This window comes from Pararhodospirillum oryzae (assembly GCF_007992075.1).
Lineage (GTDB): Bacteria > Pseudomonadota > Alphaproteobacteria > Rhodospirillales > Rhodospirillaceae > Pararhodospirillum > Pararhodospirillum oryzae.
On the sequence record NZ_BJZO01000045.1, the window covers coordinates 15,179 to 35,051 of the forward strand.

Genomic DNA, 19,873 nt, shown 5'->3' on the forward strand with positions numbered 1-19,873 from the left:
GATGTCCGGCGCCGTTAGTTCGGCGCCTGGGACTGGGCCGCCTCGCCGCCGTGCAACAGGTCAAGGGCCCGCTGCAACTGCGCGTCGGTTCCGTTCGCCCCGTCCTTTTGAGGCTCCGGAATCTCTTCAACGGGCGGTTCCGACGGGTCCGAGTCAGGAGCCACCCGATCCGCCGGGTGGATCTTGCCCGGGGTGTCGTTGTTCAGCGCGTGCGGCAACGATGCCTCGCCCTGGGGCATTCCGGGCGGCAAGGTGCTGCCCGGCTGTTCCACCACCACGTCGGGATGAATGCCCACCGCCTGGATGGAGCGCCCCGAAGGCGTGTAGTAGCGCGCGGTGGTCAGCCGCATGGCGCCGTGTCCGGGCAACGGCATGATGGTTTGCACCGATCCCTTGCCAAAGGACTGGGTTCCCACCAGGCGGGCGCGCTGATGATCCTGCAAGGCGCCGGCGACGATCTCGGACGCCGAGGCCGAGCCCCCGTTGATCAGCACCACCACGGGCAGCCCGTCGGCCAGATCGCCCGAGCGCGCATTGAAGCGCTGGGTGTCCTTGGGGTCGCGCGAGCGCGTGGAAACGATCTCGCCCGAGTCGAGGAAGGTATCGGCCACCGCGATGGCCTGTTCCAGCAGGCCGCCCGGATTGTTGCGCAGGTCCAGCACATAGCCCTTCAGCTTGCCCTTGGACTGACGCTTGAGCGCCTTCATCGCATCGACCAGGCCATCATCGGTCTTTTCGCTGAAGGTGGTGATGCGCACGTAGCCGATATCGCCTTCCAGACGGGAGCGCACCGACTTGATGGTGACCACGGCCCGGGTCAGCGTGACATCGAACACCTTTTGCGGCCCGCGACGCACGGTCAGGCGGATGTCGGTGCCCACCCGGCCGCGCATCTTGTCGACGGCGTCGGCCAGGGCCATGCCCATGACGCTGACCCCATCCAGATGGGTGATCAGGTCGCCCGGCTGCAGACCGGCGCGGGCCGCCGGGGTGTCGTCGATCGGCGAAACGACCTTGACCAGCCCCTGTTCCATGGTCACTTCGATGCCCAGCCCGCCGAACTCGCCCCGGGTCTGGACTTGCATGTCCTCGAAGCTCTGGGCGTTCAGATATCCCGAGTGGGGATCGAGCGAGGACAGCATGCCATTCAAGGCAGCCTCGATCAGGGGTTCGTCGGCCACTTCCTCGACGTAATCGCGTTTCACACGCTCGAAGACGTCGGCGAAGAGATCAAGCAATTCGTAGGTGCTGCCCCCGCGGGCCTCGGCCCACCCCCCACCCGAAAGGTACCCGGCGGTGAACGCCGACCCAGCGAGGGCGCCCGCCATGATCCAGTTCTTCAAGGTCATCCGCTTGCGTTGCCTTTGCTTGCCGTAAGCCAGGGAAGAGGGTTGATCGGCTGACCCTTGCGGCGCAACTCCACATAAAGGGTCGGCGCGTCCCCGCTCCCGTCCGCGACCGGCATGGTCCCCACCGGTTCACCCGCGGTCAGGCGCTGCCCCACCACACCATCGATCCGGCCAAGCCCCGCCAGCAGCGTATGATATCCTCCGCCATGATCAATGATCAAGAGATTGCCATACCCTCGAAAGGGCCCGGCGAAGGCAATCGTTCCGTCGTGGGGGGTCACCACCTGCGCCCCCGAGCGCGTGGCGATGCGCAAGCCCCGCGAGACCCCCCCCAGGCTCAGATGCTCGCCATAGGTATTCACGACCCGGCCGCGCGCCGGGAAGGGCATGGCGCCCCGCGCGCGCTCGAACCCGGTTTCGTGCCCCGACGGCCGGGGCGCCGGCGTCTCGATCGAGGCCACGGGCGTTTCGGGCTTGGCTCGCGTCGCCAGGGCGGCGCGGGCCCGGGCCCGCTCCTGGGCCTCGGCCAGGCGGCGTTCCTCCTCGGCCTTGCGCGCGCGCGCTTCCTCTTCCTCGCGGGCTTTCTTTTCCGCCTCCAGGCGGGCCAGCAGGTCGCGCATGTCCTGGGCCTCGCGCGCCAGCTGCGAGGATCGTTCCTCCGCCGCCTGGCCCCGGGCCCGCAGATCGCGGATCATCGATTGCTTCTCGCGGCTGAGCGCCTGCAGGCCCGTGTGCTCGGCGCGCAGGGCGTCGCTGGTCGCGCGGATCTGGGCGCGCTGCGCCCGGATGGCCGTGTCGATGTTGTGCAGCGCCACCAGCTGCCCGGCCAGGGCCTGGGCGTTCTCGCGAATGCGGGGAATCGCCTGACGCAGCAAGATCGCCACCCGCACCGTGTCGGCGGGAGGCGCCGGCTGCACCAGCAGGGCCTCGGAAGGGCGCCAGGCCAGCCGCTGCACGGCCGTGAGCACATGCACGATCTGCTCGTCGCGCCGGGCCAGGGCCGCGCGCAGGCTTTCTTCCTCCCGGTTGAGCCCGGCCAGATGCGCCTCCAGGGCCGAGAGGGTTTCTTCCTGGTCTTGCACCCGCTTGGCCGCCGCCGCCAGCTTCTGGCCCAGGCCCGCCAGTTCCTTTTCCGTCGAGGCGGCCTCGCGCTCCAGGCGGGCGCGTTCGGCCTTTTCGCGCTGCAAGGCGCGTTCGACTTCCTCCAGGTCCGAGGGCGACGGATCCGCCGCGCCAACGCCATTGGCCGCCAGCCCGGTCCCGGCGGCGACCAGCGCCGCCAGGGCCAGGGCCCGCCACGCCCTTGCCGGTGCCACGCGCCCCCCCCGCGCCCCGGGGGAATCCCCCAGGGCCCGGCGGACGCGGGACGCCCGGAAGGGCGTGTTATTCACCGGTGCCGGTCCGGGGGGAAGCCCCGGCCTTTTGAAGGAGGCTCTCCGCGGTCATTTCGGCCGGCTGCTTCAGGCCGATCAGGGCCAGCAGCGTGGGCGCGATGTCGGCCAGGCGCCCGTCCTTCAGACCAACCCCGTGCGGACCGTTGACCAGCAGCAGGTCAACCTTGCCCACCGTGTGCGCGGTGTGGGGCTCGCCGGTGGTGGGATCGCGCATCATCTCGGCGTTGCCGTGGTCGGCGGTCAGCAGCATGCAGCCGCCGGCGGCCTTCAGCGCCGCCTCGACCCGGGCCAGGCCGGTGTCCACCGTTTCAACCGCGCGGATGGCCGCTTCCAGGATGCCCGTGTGCCCCACCATGTCGCCGTTTGCGTAGTTGACAATGATCACGTCGAACTGGCCGCCCTCGATCGCGCCCACCAGGGCGTCGGTCACCTCCGGAGCCGACATCTCGGGCTTCAGGTCGTAGGTCGCCACCCGGGGGCTGGGGACCAGGATGCGTTCCTCGCCGGGGAAGCGGGTTTCCTCGCCCCCGTTGAAGAAAAAGGTGACGTGGGCGTACTTCTCGGTCTCGGCCAGGCGCAACTGGGTCAGGCCGGCGGCCGAAACCACCTCGCCCAGGATGTTGCGCAGGCTTTCGGGGGCGAACAGCACCTCCATGAAGGCGTTGTGCTCGCGCGAGTATTCCGTCATGGCCAGCCGGGCGGCGAACCGGGGCAGGCGCCGCGCGAAGGCATCGAAGCCGGGATCCATCAGCGCCCGGGTGATCTCGCGCGCCCGGTCGGCCCGGAAGTTGACGAAAAACACCCCGTCGCCGTCGGCCATGCCGGTGTACCCCTCGATCACGGTCGGGAGCACGAACTCGTCGCCCTTGTCGTGGGCGTCGTAGAATCCGCTGACCGCCTCCAGGGGATCGGCGGCCTGCTCGCCCCGGGCCTCGACCAGGGCGTTCCAGGCCGCTTCCACCCGGTCCCAACGATTATCGCGGTCCATGGCGTAGTAGCGCCCCGACACGGTGGCGATCGGCGCCGCCGGCCCTGCTTCCTCCTGGAAGGTTTCGATGAACCCCGTCGCCGAGCGCGGCGGCGTGTCGCGACCGTCAAGGAAGGCGTGCACGCGCACCCTGATCCCCAACTCGGCCAGGCGCCGCGCGATCACCGCCATGTGATGCTGGTGCGAGTGCACCCCGCCCGGCGACAGCAGGCCCATGACATGCGCCGTGCCGCCGCTGGTTCGCAACGCCTCGACGAAATTCGTGAACGCGGGCATGTCGGAGAACGATCCGTTGTCGATCGCCTGGTCGATGCGGGGCAGGTCCTGCATCACCACCCGGCCCGCGCCCAGGTTCATGTGCCCGACCTCGGAGTTGCCCATCTGCCCGTGGGGCAGGCCCACATCCAGGCCGCTGGTTTCGACCAGGGCATGCGGGCAGGTTGCCATCAGGTGGTCCCAGGTGGGCGTGCGGGCGAGTGCGATGGCATTGTCCGCCGGGTTGTCGCGGTGACCCCAGCCATCCAGGATGCACAGCACCATCGGGCGGGGGCGGGCGGTCACGGGCACGGTCATGGTCTTGTCCTGTCTGGCAACGCCGGCAAGGGAAATGAACGCAAGGCGGGAAGGCGCACACCGGCCGCGATCCTTCGCGCCCTTTCATTTCCTGGGATATGGGCCGTTCCATCGAAGCGGTCAAAACGTTTCACGCGCTCCGGCCTTCCTTTTGCGTGACCGGTTGCGGGGGCGGGCCGCCGGCGGGCGTCCGGCGGGCCCGCAGACGCTCGCGGTGCAGGGCATAAAGCCCCGAGGCGACGATCACCGCGCCGCCGCCCAGCGTCCAGGCGTCGGGCACGTCGCCAAAGACCGCGTAGCCCACGCCGATCGCCCACACGAGCATCAGGTAATTGTAGGGCTGCAACACCGAGGCCGGGGCAAACGTCAAGGCGGCCAGCAAAAGCACGTGCGCGCCCACCGCGAGGCACGCGAGCGCGCCCAGCCAGGCCCAATCCGCGACGGGCAGGACGGGCCACTCGCCCAACCCCCACAGGCTGAGCACCAGGGCCCCGATGCCGGCCGCGTACACCTGGGTGGTGGCGGCCCCGTCGTCGCGGCTGACCAGGCGGCTCAGCACCATGAACAGCGCGTAGAGGGCGGCCGCCAGGGCCGCGTACAGGGCCGCCGGCTGAAAGGCGCCCAGGCCCGGGCGCACGATCAACAGCAGGCCGGCGAACGCCACCCCGGTCGCGGCCCAGCGCCGCCAGCCCACCCGCTCGCCCAGGACCGGAATGGCCAGAACCATGACCATCAGCGGGTAAATGGCGAACACCGCCTGGACCTCGGCCAGCCCCAGATACCGGAAGGCAAGCCCCATCAGGGCGATTTCGCTCACCAGAAGCAAGGCGCGCACGATCTGGATCAAGGGCCGGCGGCTTTTCAGGGCCCCGGCCAGGGCGCCGGGCCCCTTGCCCCGGGTCCCCGCCCACGCGAGGCCCAGCGCGAACACGGCGAACACCCAGTAGCGCACCATGACGATGAACGACACGGGATACAGCGCGACCAGATGCTTGGTGATCGCGTCCTGGCCCGCGAAAATCAAGGTGGTGCCCACCAGGCACAAAATCCCGAGCCCGGGCCGCTCGGGCCGGGAGGGGACAAAGGAAGAAGTCGGGGACTTGGGGGAAGACAACGCCTTCATCGGAACGCGGCCCTTGCCTGACATCGGGAAAACCATCGGGCCCGCGCCGGGACCCGCCACCGCGAGGGTGGGGGTCCGCGCGCCAAAAGATCAAGATGCCGCCTCGCGCCGCTCGCGATCCCCGCCCGGGCTTCCTTTCACGTTTTCTTGGGGATGATCCTTCATTCTCGCGACATGATCGAGTCACCAAGCGCCCGCGCGGGCGGGCATGCCCTCAGGTTTGGCCTGGAAGCCGGACGGCCCTACGATGGCCGCTTCTCCGCTGATGCCAGACGGCAGCCGGTGGCGGTGACCGTCTTGCCCACCCCCCGGCTGCTGGAAATCCGCGATGCCCAGGGCCTGCTGGTGGCGGCCTGGGCCTGGAACGATGTCGTGCGGCCGCGCCCGGCCACCGGGACCGGCCTGGCCTTGCACTGCCGCCCCACCCCCGGCCAGCGCCTGGACATCGACGTTCCCCCTCCCTCGGGTGGCCGCCCCGCCCCCAGGCCCCGCCCCCGCGCCTCCCCTGAACCCGGGCCGGATTCCCCTTCGTCGCGCTCCGGCCCCGGGCGGGCCCTGGACGCCCTCCTGGCGCCGTTCCTGGCGCTGTTTCAGGCTCCGTCAAGGGCGCCCGGCGACCCCTTGCGTTTGTCGGGCTGGCCGTGGCTGCGCGCGCGCCTCGCCCTTTGGCGCCTGACCCTGGCTTCGCCGCGCCGCCTGCTCAAGGGGGGGGGCCTCGCCTTGGTGGCGTTCCTCCTGGGAGGGCTGGGAGGGCTTGGCCTGTTGTCCCTGCCCGGAGTCGCCAACCGCCTGGAAGCCTTTGTTCCCGCCAGCGCCGAACAGGCCTGGGGGGATGCCCTGCTCGCCCGCTTCCACGAGGAAAGCCGGACACGGGTGTGCGACGCCCTGCCCGGCCGCCTGGCCCTGGACCGCCTGCTGCGCCGACTCGACCGCGCCCACCCCGCCCCCTGGCCCCTCACCGCCGAGGTCCTGCACACCCCCGCCGTCGTGGCGCTGGGATTCCCGGGCGGCCACCTGGTGTTCAGCGAAGGGTTGCTGCTTTCCTTGCGCAGCCCCGACGAAGTCGCGGGCATCGTGGCCCAGACCCTGGCCCAGACCCTTCTGCGCCAGGGCACCGTCGCCGTGCTGCGCCGCCACGGCGCGCGCGCCTTCCTGCCCTTGCTCGTCCATCTCCACGAGGCCCGGCCCCTGCGCCTGGAGAGCTACCTGGAAACCGGCCTGGCCCGCTCGATGGACCAGATCGTGACCGCCGATGCCCAAGCCATGGGCTTGTTGCGCGACGCCGGCTTGCGCGCGCGAAGCCTCTCGCTGTTCATCGAGGACCAGACCCTTGCCCGCCCGGGGCAAAACGAGCCCGGGAGCGACGCGGCACGCCCCGAAACCCTGGGAGCCTTGGAAATTCCCGCTTTCGTGCAAAACAACCCGCTTTCGTCGGCCCGGCTGCGACGCCTGGGCGCCGCGCCACGCGGTGGCGACGTCGCGATGGACCCGGTGGACTGGACAGACCTGCGATTGATATGTCAGTAATCGCCGGGGGGCTGGATGCGGCTTTTTTTGCCCATCGGATGACCAGCTCTCCGCCCCTGTCGCCGCGAACAGTTCCACACCCATGACTGGCCAGGTCTTCGTTGCCGTCGCCTTGCTGCTGACCCTGCTCGGGACCGGCGTCGCCGCTGCCCTGTGGCGGGTGCGCGACCGTCTGCGCTTGCTGGAAACCGTGCTGGAGCACACCAGCGAAGGCGTGATGGAAATCGACCGCTTCGGCCGGGTCGTGTGGGCCGGCCGGCGGGCCGCCACCATGCTGGGCTATCCCGACGGCATCCGCCCGGGCACGCTGGCCCGCGTTTTGTTCGGGGGCACCGTCAGCGCCGCCCTGGCCCAGGGGAGCACCCTTTCCGTGCGCGGCACCGCCCACCGCCCGGACGGGGGATGGTTCCCCGCCTTGATGATCTGCGCCACCCCGCTCGCCACCAACCGCCTGTGGCTGCTGCGCGACCTCAGCGCCGAGCAGGAACTGGCGCGCCTGCGCACCGCCGAGGAGCGGGCCAGCACCTCGCAACGCTTCGCCGGCATTGGCATCTGGGATCTGACCCTGGGCAGCAATCATCTGTTCTGGTCCGACGAGATGTTTGCCCTGCTGGGCGTCGAGCCCGGCGCCTTTCCGCCCCGGCGCGACCACTTGGTCAGCCTGATCGACCCCGAGGACACGCCCCAGGTCGAGGAAAGCCTGGCCTTGTGCCTGGAGGGGGCCCGCCCCCACGACGAGGATTTCCGCGTGACCTGGCCCGACGGATCAACCCACTGGCTGCGCGAAACCGCCAACCTGCTGCGCGACGAATCCGGACGCCCCTTGCGCATGGTCGGCGTCGTGCGCGACATCACCGCCGAGAAGGAAGCCGAGCATCGCGCCTTGCGCATGGCCCTGCACGACCCCCTCACCGGCCTGCCCAACCGCGCCGCCTTCGACGCCAAGCTGGACGAGGTGATGACCCGCGCCCGCGAGGATCGCCGCCAGGTCGCGCTGGCCTTCATCGACCTCGACCGCTTCAAGCCCATCAACGACAAGTTCGGCCATGGCGTGGGCGACCAGGTGCTCACGTGCATTTCCCACCGCCTGAGCGAGGTCATCCGTCCCGACGACATGGTGGCCCGGGTGGGTGGCGACGAGTTCGTGGCCGTGCTGGGCGGCTGCGAAAACGAAACCCAGGCCCAGGCCATCGCCGGGCGCCTGCTGGAGGCCATCCGCGCCCCCATCCCCATCGACGACACGATCCACAAGGTCAGCGCCAGCATCGGCGTCAGCCTGTACCCCCGCCTCGCCTCCTCCCGCGAGGCGCTGATTCACACCGCCGACCTGGCCATGTATGCTGCCAAGCGGACCGGATCCTTGCGCGTGCGCGTGTTCACGCCCGACCTCGCCGAGGGCGATGAAAGCGTCCCCATCCCCCGCGCGTCGTCCTGATCCCCGCCGTCTCCCGGCTCACGCCCTTTTTCCCCAAGGATCGACCGATCCTTTCCGCCCGATGGATCGGGTGGTCCGATCCTTCCGCCCGACGGCCCCGGGCCGTGCGCGCGCCCCACGGAGTCCCCATGGTTTCCTTTGCCCTCTATCGCCTGCTGACCACCCTGGGGGGGCCGGCCATCGCCTTGCTGCTCCGCCGCCGTCTTGCCCGGGGCAAGGAAGACCCGCTTCGTTTCAACGAGCGCCTCGGGGTTCCGGGGCGCCCCCGCCCCCGGGGGCCCCTGGTCTGGCTGCACGGCGCCAGCCTGGGCGAGGCCGGCGCCCTGCTGCCCTTGATCGAACGCCTGGCCGCCCTGCGCCCCGATCTTTCCTTCCTCCTGACCACCGGCACCGTGTCGTCGGCCCGGGTGATGGGCGAGCGCCTGCCCGCCCCGGCCTTTCACCAGTTCCTGCCCGTCGATACCCCGGCCGCCGCCCGCCGGTTTCTCGACCACTGGCACCCCGACCTCGTCTTGTGGAGTGAGTCGGATCTGTGGCCCAATTTACTGATCGAAGCCAGCCGGCGCGCCATTCCCCGCGTGCTGCTGAACGGGCGCATGTCCCCGCGCTCGCATGCCACCTGGCGCCTGGGCCGCCCCCTGGCCTCGCGCATGCTGGAAGGCTTTTCCCTGTGCCTGGGCCAGACCGAGGGCGACGCGGCCCGCCTCGCCGACCTCGGCGCGCCCCGGACCGCCTGCCTGGGCAACCTGAAGCTGGCCGCGCCGCCCCCCGGGGTCGATGAACACCTTCTCGCCGCCGCCCGCGCCGCGATCGGCACGCGCCCCTTGTGGCTTGCCGCCAGCACCCACCCGGGCGAGGAAGCCCTGATCGCCCGGGTCCACCAGCGCCTGAAGGCCCGCCATCCCGGCCTGCTGAGCGTGATCGTGCCCCGTCACGCCGAGCGCGCCCCCGAGATCGCGCGGGCTCTCGCCGCCCAGGGCCTGGAGGTCGGGCAACGCACCTCCGGCTGGCCAACCCCGGCAACCGATATCTGGATTGGCGACACCATGGGGGAGATGGGGCTGTACTTCCGGCTTGCGCCCGTGGTCGTGATGGGCAAAACATTCCCCGAGTCCGGGTCGCGCACCGGGGGACAAAACCCCCTGGAGCCCGCCCTTCTTGATTCCGCGCTGCTATGGGGACCGGGAATGAGCAACTTCACCGATATCGCCCAGGGCCTGCGCACGGCGGGCGGCGCCTGGGAAGTCGCCAACGCCGACGCCCTGGCCGACGCCCTGTCCACCTTGCTCGCCGACCCCGACCAGCGCGCGCGCCTGGCCCATGCCGCCCACGCCTGGGCCAGCGGCGAAACCGCCGTGCTCGACCGCGTGGTGCAGGCCCTGGCTCCCTTCCTTGAAGCCCTGCCGGCGGCGGGCCCCCGCCGGGAGGCCGCCGGTGCGAACCCCTGAATTCTGGGCCAGCGACGCCTTTCCCGCCCGCCTGCTGGAGCCTCTGGGCTACCTTTACGCCGCCGCCACCCGCCGGCGGCTGGCGCGCGGCCGCCCGGTGGATCCCGGCGTGCCCGTGTTGTGCGTGGGCAATCTCACCGCCGGGGGCGCCGGCAAGACGCCCCTGGCCCAGGCGGTGATGACCGTGGTGCGCGGGCTGGGCGTCGAGGGACACTTCCTTTCGCGCGGCTACGGCGGACGCCTGAAGGGGCCGGTGGCCATTGATCCCATCCGCCATGGCGCCGACGAGGTGGGCGACGAGCCCCTGTTGCTCGCCGACATGGCGCCGTGCTGGGTCGCCCGCGACCGCGCCGCCGGAGCCCGCGCCGCCGTGGCCGCCGGCGCCGGGGCCCTGGTCATGGACGACGGCCACCAGAATCCCGGTTTGCGCAAGGCCCTGTCGCTGGTGGTCGTGGATGGCGGCTTCGGCTTTGGCAACCGGCGCATCCTTCCCGCCGGCCCCCTGCGCGAGCCGATCCGCGTGGGGCTGGCCCGCGCCGACGCCGTGGTGCGCATCGGGCCCGACAGAACCGGCGCCGACGCCTGGATCCCCGAAGGCCTCCCGTGCCTGGGCGCCCGCCTGGAGCCCGGCCCCTCCGCCGCCCGCCTGGTCGGCCGGCGCGTCGTCGCCTTCGCCGGCATCGGCCGCCCGGCCAAGTTCTTCGAATCCTTGCACGCGCTGGGCGCCGAGGTCGTGGCCGCCCACCCCTTCGCCGACCACTACCCCTATGCCGAAACCGACATCCAGCCCATTCTTGACGAAGCCTGGTCGCTCGATGCCGTTCCCGTGACCACGGCCAAGGATGCCATGCGCCTGCCTCCCGACCAGCGGCCCCAGGTCGACGTGGTTGGCGTGCGCGTGGCCTTCGACGACCCGGCCGCCTTCCACGCCCTGATCCAAGGCGCCCTGGCCGGACGCCTGCCCCCTGCCCAGGACCTTCCGTTGCCATGTCCTCCGTCGTCGTGATCGGCCAGACCCTGGGCGGTCTGGCCAGTGCCTCCTCGCTGTTCCTGGTCGCCGCCGGCCTTTCGATCATCTTCGGCGTGACCCGCGTGGTGAACTTCGCCCATGGCACCTTGTACATGCTGGGCGCCTATCTGGCCTGGACCCTGGCCGTTCCCCTCGGGCTCGGCTTCTGGCCCGCCGTGCTGCTGGCGCCGCTGGGCATTGGCGTGCTGGGCGCCTTGCTCGAAGTCACCTTGCTGCGCCGGATCTACCACGCTCCCGACCTGTTCCAGCTGGTGGCCACCTTCGCCGTGGTCCTGATCGCCGAGGATCTGGTGCCCCTGATCTGGGGCCCCGAGGACCTGCTGGGCCCCCGCGCCCCCGGCCTGACCGGGGCCGTGCGCGTGGCCGGGGTGCGGATCCCCTTGTATGACCTGTTCTTGATCGCGCTGGGCCCGGTGGTGCTGGCCGGGTTGTGGCTGCTGTTCACCCGCACCCGCTGGGGCCTGTTGGCCCGCGCCGCCACCGAGGACCGGGTGATGGTGGCCGCGCTGGGCACCAATCACCGCTGGCTGTTCACCGGTGCCTTCGCGCTGGGCTCGCTCCTGGCCGGCCTCGGGGGTGCCGTGCTGCTGCCCCGCGAGACCCTGCACCACGATCTTGACGTGCAGATGATCGTCAGCGCCTTTGTCGTGGTTGTCGTGGGCGGCATGGGCAGCCTGCCCGGGGCCTACCTCGCCGCCCTGATCCTGGGCCTCGCCAACGCCTATGGCATTGCCCTGGTGCCCCAGGGAACCCTGGTCACCATGGGCCTGGTGATGATGCTGGTCCTCGTCGTGCGCCCGCAAGGCCTGCTGGGCCGGCGCGAGCGCGCCGACGCGCCCCCCCCGGCCGGGCCCGGCCCTTGGCTGAGCCCCGCCTCGCCCGCCCAGCGCCTGGGCGCCGCCCTGGTGCTGGGGGCGCTCGCGCTTTCGCCGATGGTTCTGGGGGAGTATGGCCTGGCCATCCTGAGCGAAACCCTGATCCTGGCCCTGTCGGCCGCCGCCTTGCAGATGCTCATGGGGCCGGCCGGGCTGGTCAGCTTCGGCCACGCCGCCTTCCTGGGGCTGGGGGCCTATGGCGCCGGGCTGGTCGTGGTCCATGCCGGGGCGCCGCTCCCCCTGGCCCTGGCCGCCGGGGTCGGCCTGGGCGCGGCCGGCGGGCTGGTGGTCGGCTGGTTCTCGGTGCGCCTGGGGGGCGTCTACCTCGCCATGCTCACCTTGGCCTTCGCCGAAATCATCCACGCGCTGGCCGTGCAGGGGGGCACCCTGACCGGCGGCGACAACGGGCTGGTCGGGCTGTGGCCCCCGGCCTGGGCCGCCCCGGCGCCCGCCTTCCTGTGGCTGACCCTGGCCCTGGTCGTCCCCGCCCTTCTGGCCTTGCGCGCCCTTGTCCTCGGTCCCTTTGGCCGGCGCCTGCAAGCCGCGCGCGATGCCCGCGAACGGGCCGGAGCCTGCGGCCTGGATGTGCGCCGCCTGCATGCCCAGGCCTTTGTCATCGCCGGCGCCGCCACCGGCCTGGCCGGGGCCTTGTTCGCCTTCCTGAAGGGCAGTGTTTTTCCCACCCTGGCGGCCGTTCCGATCAGTGTCGATGCCCTGGTCATGGTGCTGCTGGGGGGTGTGCACAGCCTGGCCGGCCCCGTGCTGGGCGCGGCGGCCTATACCGGCCTTAAAACCGTGCTGTCCGCCCAGACCGACCTGTGGCGCCTCGCCGTGGGCGTGATCTTGCTGGGGTTGGTCCTGGCGCTCCCCGGTGGTCTCGCGTCCATGGGCGACACGGTGCGCGCCCGCCTCGCCCGCCGCCCGGAGGCCCGGGCATGAGCGCGCCCGCCCCCTTGCTGAGCGCGACCACCCTTGCGCGCGCCTTTGGCGGCGTGGTCGCGGTCGACGCGGTGTCGTTTTCCCTGGCGGCCGGGGAAACCCTGGCGGTGATCGGGCCCAACGGCGCCGGGAAATCCACCTTGTTCGCGCTCATCGCCGGCCAGCTCCGCCCCGATCGCGGCCAGGTCCGGCTGGAAGGCCGCGACGTCACCCGCCTGCCGCCCCACCGCCGGGCCCGCCTGGGCCTGGGACGAACCTTCCAGGCCCCCCGGGTCTTCGGCGCCCTGGGGCTGGGCGAGGGCGTGCATCTGGCGGCGTCCTTGTGCCTGCCCGCCGCCCGGGCCCGCGCGCGCGCGCGCATGCTGATCGCCCGCCTGGGGCTGGAAGCCCTGACCGACCGGCCGGTGCCGGCCCTGGCCTATGGCGACCTGCGCCGGCTCGACCTGGCCCTGGCCCTGGCCACGAGCCCGCGCGTGCTGCTGCTGGACGAACCGGTGGCGGGCATGGCCCCGGCCGAGCGCGCCCAGCTCATGACCCTGGTGCGCGCCATCGCCGCCGAGGAAAACCTGGGGGTTCTGTTCACCGAGCACGACATGGACGTGGTGTTCGGCCACGCCGGGCGCGTTCTGGTGCTCGATCATGGCCGGGTCATCGCCGATGGCCCCCCCGACGCGGTGCGGCGCGACCCGGTGGTGCGCCAGCGCTACCTGGGAACGCCCTGAACCGCGCGCCAGGGCCTCGCCTTTTCATGCTCTCTGTCCGCTTCAACGTGAAACGGACAGAGTCCAGGGGCGGTCAGCGGCCGGCGCGCAGGGCGGCCACGCCCCGGGCCAGGGGGGTATGGCGCCGGGCGGGCAGCAGGGCATCGAGCCGGCGGGTATCGGCGGCGTTCAGCATCGGATCGCCGGGCCGGTAGGGCAGGTGCCCCAGGCCCAGAACCTCGGGGGGCGCCCCGGCCGCCGCCACCACCGCGCGGGCAAAATCGCGCAACGGCCCCGGCCGCCCCGAGGCAAGGTTGATCACCGGCACGCCGAGGCGGCCGGGCCGCAGGGCCAGGTCGGCGATCCAGGCCGCCGTGTCGCCAACATAGCTGTAGTCCTTGACCTGCCCGCCGGCGGTCATGGGAAAAACCGTGCCCCGCTCGCAGGCTTCGAGCAAGGCGGGCACGAAGCGGTGCGGGGCCTCGCCCGGTCCCCACTGGTTGAACAAACGCAACACCACGGTTTCCATGGCGTCGGGCGCGGCGGTTTCGGCGGCCTGGCGCAAGATCACCGAGGCGGCGGCCTTGGTCGCCCCATAGGCGCTTTCGGGGCGCAACGGAGCCTCCTCGTCCAGGGGAGTCTCGCTTGATCCGTATTCGGCGCAACTGCCCAGGTGAATGAAGCGGCGCGCCAGGGCCGCCTCGGCCCGCTGGTGCACGCTGACGGCGGCGGCCACGTTGAGCGCGAACAGGCCGGCCGGATCGCCCTCCCCCGGGTTGACCCCGCGCGAGGCGGCGTTGATCACGACATGGGGGCGGGTTTGGGCCAGGACGGCGGCCACCGCCGCCTCGTCGCGCAGGTCGATGGCGTGCGTCTCCAGCCCCGCCCCCGTTTCCGGCAGGCAAGGCAAGGCGCGACGGTGCACCAGGGCGATCACCCGTTCCACCGCCGGGCGCGTCAGCAGCTCGGCGATCAGGGCGCGGCCAATGAACCCGGCCGCGCCCGTCACCAGGACCCGCGCGGGCGCGTCGGGACCGACCGAGGGAACCCGGGTCACGGGGTCGCGAAACGGGCGCTGGTGCCGCGCTCGATGGCGGCGGCGGTCAGGCGGTCGATCTTCAGGGTATGGCGCATGATTTCCAGCAAGCGCAGTTCTTCTTGCCTCAGCTCGCCATCGGCGGCGGCAATGTCGCAGGCCAGCGCGTAGGCGGTGGGCTTGAGGCGGGCGGGCAGGCTGGCGTCGATCAGGGCGAAGGCTTCCTCCAGCCCTTCGTCCTTTTCCAGGATGCCGGCGCAGGCACTGGCCACGGCGGGCAGGTCCTCCAGGTTGAAGTCACGGAACACCGGCAAGGTGCGCACGATGTTGCCGATCATCAGCAACTCTTCGTCGGACATCTCGGTATCAACGGCGGAGACCAGCACCATGGCGTAAATCAAGGCCGCCTGATAGTTGAGCATAGCGCCTCCTGGGGGCTTCGAGAGCGGATCTTGGGGATTTTTCCCCGGGATCCAGGACCATTTGCCATCCTATCCGGGCCAGGGGGCCCGTCGTCAAGGATCCCCTGACCCGCTCTGTTCAACGGGGGATCACGCGCGCACGTCGTGCAAGAACCCCTCGACGGCGCGCGAAAGAGCCCCGGTCTGCTCGCCCAGGCGGTCGCCCGCCTGGGTCAGGGTCCGCAGGGCCTGGGCCACCGTGCCAGCGCCGGCGCGCACGGCCCCGATCTGCCCCGCGACGCGCTCGGTCGCCGACGACGCCTGATCGGCGTTGCGCGCGATCTCCGACGACGTCGCGCCCTGTTCCTCGACCGCCGAGGCAATCGACGCCGCCATGCCTTCCATCTCGGCCAGGGAACGGGTGATGGTGGCAATGGCCGCCACAGCCTCGCGCGAGGCCTTTTGAATGGCCTCGACCTGGCCGCTGATCTGCTCGGTGGCCTTCTGGGTTTGGCCGGCCAGGCTTTTCACCTCGCCGGCGACCACGGCAAAGCCCTTGCCGGCCTCGCCCGCCCGGGCGGCCTCGATGGTGGCGTTGAGCGCCAGCAGGTTGGTTTGCCCCGCGATGTCCGTGATCAGGCCCATGACCGTGCCAATCGCCTCGGCGGTGCCCAGCAAGGTGTCCATGGTGGAGCCCACCGTGTCGGCCTCGTGCACCGCGCCGGCGGCCGCCGCCGAGGACTTGGCCGCCTGTTGGGAAATCTCGCGCACCGACGCCGCCAGTTCCTCGATCGCGGCGGCCACCGACTGCACGTTGGTGGCGGCCTCGTCGGTGGCCCCCGTGGCCTGGGTGCTGACGCTGTCCATGGCCCGGACCTCGCCCTCCAGATCGTGGGCCGCCGCCGAAACCGTGCGCGTTACGTCGTTCAGGGCATTCATCACCCCGCGAATGGTCTGGTCGAAGGCGGCGATCGCCGTTTCCAGGCGACCGCGCCGGGCGCGGTCCGCCTCGGCCTGCCGGGCCTGTTCGGATTTCAGGCGATCCATGGTCGCCATGCCATCGCGCAGATTGACCAGGGCACGGGCCATCACCCCCACTTCGTCGCCGGCCTCGCCATAGGGCACGGGGGTCGTGTGCTCGCCGGCCGCGATGCGGTCCATGATCCCCGACAGATCGGCGATGCGCCGCGACACCACCCGCCCCAGGGTCAAGGCCGCCAGGATGACCCCGGCCAGGGACAGCAAGGCAACCACGACCAGCACGACAATCATCTCGATGCCCAGGGCCACCATGCCGGCGCTGGCTTCGCGCACCTGGGCCTGAATACGCGTTTCCGCGCCGTCGATGATCTCCAGGAACTGCTCAAAGGCATCGTCGAAGGCCTGGTCGATGGCCGAGCCCGCCCCCACCGCCGTTTGTCCCTGCCCGGCCCGATCGGCCTGAAGCAGGCGGTAGCGGTCCTGGGCGGCGCCGCGAAACCGGTCCAGGGCTTCCTGGGCCCGGGCCACGGCGTTCAGCACATCCGGGTCGGTCGAGGCGACGTAATTCCCTTCTGAATTATGGCCGCCCGACCGGATCACCTGCGCGTACCAGGCCGCCCGATCCAGGAGCTTCCAAACCGTTTCAATGGATTCGGTTTGATCGCCCGCCATGATCTCCTCGATCTTCAGGTGGGCCTCGGTCGTTGCCAGCTTGGATTCCATGACGGCATCAATCAGGGGCGCCAGCTCCTGAATGGCGCGCTCCCCCATGTTCTTTTCCTGAACCGCGTAATACAAGCCGACTCCCGCGCTGAGCAGCACCGCCATGCCCACTCCGGCAAAGGCGATGCTGATCTTGGCGCGGATTGTTTTCCCCGGACCCCACATTTTTTGTTCTCCGTTTCCGACACGGATTCCCTTCGCCTCGCCCCCCTCGCGCACAGGCGAAAAGGGGAATGCAGCGCGACGACGGGGTCATCATGAATACCATGGGCGAAAATCGAGAGCTGCGGTTTTTATTTCAATTAAATCGCGAAAATGCAGGGAGAAGGCGGAGAGTCCGGAAACGTGCGCGTGTTGGGTGGAGGAGGGAGCGCATGCACGCCCGCACCCGGTTGCTTCGGCCTTCGTGCCCGCGCATGGCTCTTTCAGCCTTCGTGCCCGCGCGTGGCTCTTTTAGCTTTCGTGCTCGCGCCCGGCTCTTTCAGCCTTCGTGCTCGCGCACGGCTCTTTTAGCTTTCGTGCTCGCGCACGATGGCCACCGCCTCGGCCAACCCAACCCGTTCGATCGCCACCCCCGGCGGAAACGCCGAGCCCAGGCGCGACGGGAAACGCGGATCGAGCATCACGAACACCCCCCGGTCCCCGGCCCGGCGCACCAGCCGGCCGAACGCCTGCTTCAGGCGCAGCCGGGTGAGGCGGTCGTCGTAGGCGGGCCCCCCCCACAAGGCGCGCCGGGCCTTGTGCAGGATGTCCGGACGCGGCCAGGGCACGCGGTCGAACACGATCAGGCGCAACGACCGCCCGGGAACGTCCACCCCGTCGCGCACCGCGTCCGTGCCCAGCAGGCAGGCGTCTTCCTCCTCGCGGAAAATGGCGATCAAGGTGCCGATGTCCATGGCGTCCACGTGCTGGGCATACAAAGGCAGGCCCGCCGCTTCCAGATCGGGGGCCAGACGGGCGTGGACCGCCTTCAACCGTGCCACCGCCGTGAACAACCCCAACGCCCCCCCGCCGGCGGCCATGAACAAGGCCCGGAAGGCGGCGGCCACCTGATCGGGCTCGTCGCGCGAGACATCGGTGACTCCCAGCACCCGGGTCGCGGCCTGGTAATCGAAGGGCGAGGGCACGGCGGCCCGGATCACCGGCGCCCCCAGATGCCCCAGGCCCAGGCGGGCCTCGGCCGCCCGCCAGGTGCTTTCCTCCTCGCCGGCCCCATCGCGCAGGGTCGCCGAGGTCACCACCAGGCCATGCGCCCGCCGCCCCAGGGTTTGGGCAAAGGGCCGGGTGGGATCGATCCAGTGGCGATGCAAGCCCACGTCAACCTCGCGCCCCTCGATCCGCTCCAGCGCCAGCCATTCCACGAAATCGGCGGGAGGCTCGGGGTCGCCCAGGCCCGCCGCCATGGCCTGCCATCCCGACAGCGGCACCACCGCGCGCCGTTCGATCGAGCGCACCATGGACTCCAGGCGGGTGCGCGTCGCCGTGTCCAGGGTGTCGGCCTCGGCGTCCAGGCGTTTGGCCAGCAGGCCGGCCAGGGCCTTGAGGGGCACGACGATTTCGCTCAGCGCCGCCGCCACCGCCCGGCCCGAGTCCAGCAGCCCGGGCGCCGGCGGGCGAACCTCGACTTCCAGCGAATGCGGGCCGGTGGCGTGGGCCGCGCGGGCCAGGACCTGGGCGCGGACCTCGACCAGGAAATGCTCGACGGCGCCCCGCGCCGTTCCTCCGCCCAACCGGGTGGGCCACGCCGGGCCGGGCAGGGAGCGGGCCGCCTCCAGGGCCTCGGTCAGCAAGGCGGCGGCCTCGCCGTCGGGATCGATCAACCCTTCGATGCGCCGCTTCAGCCCCCGTGCCCGCGAGCGCCCCCCCTCGGCCTCGGCGCCCACCAGCCAGCGCCGCACCTCGGCCGCCTCCACCGCCGTCAGGTGGGCGGAAAAGGCGGCGTCGGCCGCGTCGAACACGTGGTGCCCCTCGTCGAACACATAGCGCCCGGGCCGGGTGTCGTCGTCCAGCCCGCCCAGGGCCGCCTGGACCATGACCAGGGCGTGATTGGCCACCACCAGCCGGGCCCGGCGTGCCCGACGCAAGGCACGTTCGATGAAGCACCGGTGCACGTGCTCGCACGCCGAAAACAGGCATTCCCCCCGACGGTCGGCCAGCCCCACCGTGGGCTCGGTGCCCAGAAGGTCGGTCAGCCAGCCGGGGAAGTCACCGCCACCGATGTCGCCGTCCCGGGTGGCGCGCACCCAGCGCGCCATCAGCCCCAGGGCCACCGCCTCGGTGGGCAGGGTGGCGACCCGGGCCATGGCCTCTTCCAGATTTAAAAGACACAGGTAATTCTCGCGCCCCTTGCGCACCACCACCTGCCGGGCCTTTTCCTCGGGCTCGGGATAGAGGCGGTCCAGCTCGCGGTCCAGCTGGCGCTGAAGATTGCGGGTGTAGGTGCTGATCCACACCGTGCCCTCGTTGCGTTCCGCCCACAGGCTGGCCGGAGCGATGTAGCCCAGGGTCTTGCCCACCCCCGTGCCCGCCTCGGCCAGGACCACGCGCGGCTGGTCGGCCTGAAGACGCGGCTCGAACGCGGCGCACACCGCGCTCGCGTAATCGGCCTGTTGCGGGCGGGTTTCGGCCCCCGTGCCCAGCAGCGCCGCCAGGCGGGCGCGGGCCTCGCGCGGGGCCACCGGCCAGGCCCCGGGCGGGGGCAGGGGGGCTTCCTCTTCCACCTCCGGCAGCGCGCGCCACACCGCCAGGGCGCGGCGCAGGGCGGCCGGAGGGGGCACCTCGCCGGCCCCGCCCAGCGCCGCCAGCACCGGCCCGCCCCACGCCCAGCCCCCTTGAGCCATGGCATGGGCCAGCGCCCGGGCCTCGGCCGTGGTCGCCGCCCCCGGGGGCAGGACGGCCAGGTCGTCGAGCAGGGCCAGCGCCGCCCACGCCAGGGTGCGGGCCTCCTCGGCGGTCGAGGACGGCACCGGCAGCCCCATCACCCGGGCCAGCCCACGAGGGGTCGGCGCGCAAAACCGCGCCGGGCGCACAAAGGCGAACAGCTCCAGCACATCGTGGGCGGCAAACCACGCGAGCCCCAGGCGCCGCGCGGCGTGCGGACGATGGCACACCAGCGGCCGCACCTGGTTCAGGCGGGACTCGGCGGCCCGGCCTCCGGCCAGGGTTTCGATTTCGCCATCGGGATGCAAGAGCACGCCTCCCCCGGCCTGCACCACCAGGGCGGGGACGGGCGGAAGGGCAACGGCGGACGAAGGGGAGGACGACAGGGTCATCGCCCGACTATACGGGAGCCCCCTTCCCTCTGCCATGCCGGTTTCCGTCCTGCCCCGGGCAATCGGATGAACCGATTG

General features: G+C 71.4%; 14 protein-coding genes. 6 read left to right on the forward strand and 8 right to left on the reverse strand.

Translation table 11 applies throughout. The annotated features are described in order from the left end of the window. Positions 1–14 precede the first annotated feature (14 nt). From ROR02_RS09195 to ROR02_RS09210, 4 genes are all read right to left on the reverse strand, one after another. The gene (locus ROR02_RS09195; protein ID WP_147163731.1) at positions 15–1,349 is read right to left on the reverse strand and encodes a S41 family peptidase; all 1,335 of its coding nucleotides are present in this window, start codon (positions 1,347–1,349) and stop codon (positions 15–17) included. Beyond that, positions 1,346–2,665 carry a murein hydrolase activator EnvC family protein gene (locus ROR02_RS09200; protein ID WP_170245052.1) on the reverse strand — a complete coding sequence of 440 codons (1,320 nt, stop codon included), beginning with the start codon at positions 2,663–2,665 and terminating at the stop codon, positions 1,346–1,348. The genes ROR02_RS09195 and ROR02_RS09200 overlap by 4 nt, the downstream gene beginning before the upstream one ends. Positions 2,666–2,732: 67 nt before the next feature. Continuing rightward, entirely contained in the window at positions 2,733–4,304 is a 1,572-nt protein-coding gene (gene gpmI / locus ROR02_RS09205; RefSeq protein ID WP_147163732.1) for a 2,3-bisphosphoglycerate-independent phosphoglycerate mutase, read from the reverse strand. Between the two features lie 130 nt (positions 4,305–4,434). Beyond that, positions 4,435–5,427 carry a DMT family transporter gene (locus ROR02_RS09210; protein WP_147163733.1) on the reverse strand — a complete coding sequence of 331 codons (993 nt, stop codon included), beginning with the start codon at positions 5,425–5,427 and terminating at the stop codon, positions 4,435–4,437. 153 nt (positions 5,428–5,580) lie between these two features. On the opposite strand from ROR02_RS09210, the gene ROR02_RS16620 reads away from it, so the two are divergent. The 6 genes from ROR02_RS16620 to ROR02_RS09240 all read left to right on the forward strand — a co-directional run bounded on the left by ROR02_RS16620 (position 5,581) and on the right by ROR02_RS09240 (position 13,403). Then, positions 5,581–6,954, forward strand: a complete 1,374-nt coding sequence (locus ROR02_RS16620) for a M48 family metalloprotease (RefSeq protein WP_170245053.1) — start codon at positions 5,581–5,583, stop codon at positions 6,952–6,954. 82 nt (positions 6,955–7,036) lie between these two features. Then, a complete protein-coding gene (locus ROR02_RS09220; RefSeq protein ID WP_147163734.1) occupies positions 7,037–8,389 on the forward strand; it encodes a diguanylate cyclase domain-containing protein in 1,353 nt (450 codons plus the stop codon). A gap of 128 nt (positions 8,390–8,517) precedes the next feature. Next, complete coding sequence (locus ROR02_RS09225; RefSeq protein WP_147163735.1) at positions 8,518–9,837, forward strand: 3-deoxy-D-manno-octulosonic acid transferase; 1,320 nt, start codon at positions 8,518–8,520, stop codon at positions 9,835–9,837. Next, positions 9,824–10,843 (forward strand): tetraacyldisaccharide 4'-kinase, encoded by a 1,020-nt coding sequence (gene lpxK / locus ROR02_RS09230; RefSeq protein WP_147163736.1) that lies wholly within the window; start codon positions 9,824–9,826, stop codon positions 10,841–10,843. Before ROR02_RS09225 ends, lpxK begins: the two co-directional genes overlap by 14 nt. Further along, entirely contained in the window at positions 10,825–12,681 is a 1,857-nt protein-coding gene (locus tag ROR02_RS09235) for an ABC transporter permease (RefSeq protein ID WP_147163737.1), read from the forward strand. Before lpxK ends, ROR02_RS09235 begins: the two co-directional genes overlap by 19 nt. Continuing rightward, entirely contained in the window at positions 12,678–13,403 is a 726-nt protein-coding gene (locus ROR02_RS09240; protein ID WP_147163738.1) for an ABC transporter ATP-binding protein, read from the forward strand. The genes ROR02_RS09235 and ROR02_RS09240 overlap by 4 nt, the downstream gene beginning before the upstream one ends. Positions 13,404–13,476: 73 nt before the next feature. On the opposite strand, the gene ROR02_RS09245 is transcribed toward ROR02_RS09240, so the two are convergent. The 4 genes from ROR02_RS09245 to ROR02_RS09260 all read right to left on the reverse strand — a co-directional run bounded on the left by ROR02_RS09245 (position 13,477) and on the right by ROR02_RS09260 (position 19,831). Beyond that, positions 13,477–14,439: an NAD-dependent epimerase/dehydratase family protein gene (locus ROR02_RS09245; protein WP_147163739.1), complete on the reverse strand. Its 963-nt coding sequence runs from the start codon at positions 14,437–14,439 to the stop codon at positions 13,477–13,479. Next, positions 14,436–14,840, reverse strand: coding sequence for a tellurite resistance TerB family protein (locus ROR02_RS09250; protein WP_147163740.1), 405 nt, complete (start codon positions 14,838–14,840; stop codon positions 14,436–14,438). The genes ROR02_RS09245 and ROR02_RS09250 overlap by 4 nt, the downstream gene beginning before the upstream one ends. Positions 14,841–14,969: 129 nt before the next feature. Then, positions 14,970–16,688, reverse strand: a complete 1,719-nt coding sequence (locus ROR02_RS09255; protein ID WP_147163741.1) for a methyl-accepting chemotaxis protein — start codon at positions 16,686–16,688, stop codon at positions 14,970–14,972. Between the two features lie 344 nt (positions 16,689–17,032). Beyond that, positions 17,033–19,831 (reverse strand): ATP-dependent DNA helicase, encoded by a 2,799-nt coding sequence (locus tag ROR02_RS09260; RefSeq protein ID WP_246135480.1) that lies wholly within the window; start codon positions 19,829–19,831, stop codon positions 17,033–17,035. Positions 19,832–19,873: the final 42 nt, after the last annotated feature.

Bases quoted from the DNA above. Each gene is read 5' to 3' on its own strand.
- ROR02_RS09195 (WP_147163731.1), bottom strand. From the start codon at position 1,349: ATGACCTTGAAGAACTGGATCATGGCGGGCGCCCTCGCTGGGTCGGCG.
- gpmI (WP_147163732.1), bottom strand. From the start codon at position 4,304: ATGACCGTGCCCGTGACCGCCCGCCCCCGCCCGATGGTGCTGTGCATC.
- ROR02_RS09210 (WP_147163733.1), bottom strand. From the start codon at position 5,427: ATGAAGGCGTTGTCTTCCCCCAAGTCCCCGACTTCTTCCTTTGTCCCC.
- ROR02_RS16620 (WP_170245053.1), top strand. From the start codon at position 5,581: ATGATCCTTCATTCTCGCGACATGATCGAGTCACCAAGCGCCCGCGCG.
- ROR02_RS09220 (WP_147163734.1), top strand. From the start codon at position 7,037: ATGACTGGCCAGGTCTTCGTTGCCGTCGCCTTGCTGCTGACCCTGCTC.
- ROR02_RS09225 (WP_147163735.1), top strand. From the start codon at position 8,518: ATGGTTTCCTTTGCCCTCTATCGCCTGCTGACCACCCTGGGGGGGCCG.
- ROR02_RS09235 (WP_147163737.1), top strand. From the start codon at position 10,825: ATGTCCTCCGTCGTCGTGATCGGCCAGACCCTGGGCGGTCTGGCCAGT.
- ROR02_RS09240 (WP_147163738.1), top strand. From the start codon at position 12,678: ATGAGCGCGCCCGCCCCCTTGCTGAGCGCGACCACCCTTGCGCGCGCC.
- ROR02_RS09250 (WP_147163740.1), bottom strand. From the start codon at position 14,840: ATGCTCAACTATCAGGCGGCCTTGATTTACGCCATGGTGCTGGTCTCC.
- ROR02_RS09255 (WP_147163741.1), bottom strand. From the start codon at position 16,688: ATGTGGGGTCCGGGGAAAACAATCCGCGCCAAGATCAGCATCGCCTTT.
- ROR02_RS09260 (WP_246135480.1), bottom strand. From the start codon at position 19,831: ATGGCAGAGGGAAGGGGGCTCCCGTATAGTCGGGCGATGACCCTGTCG.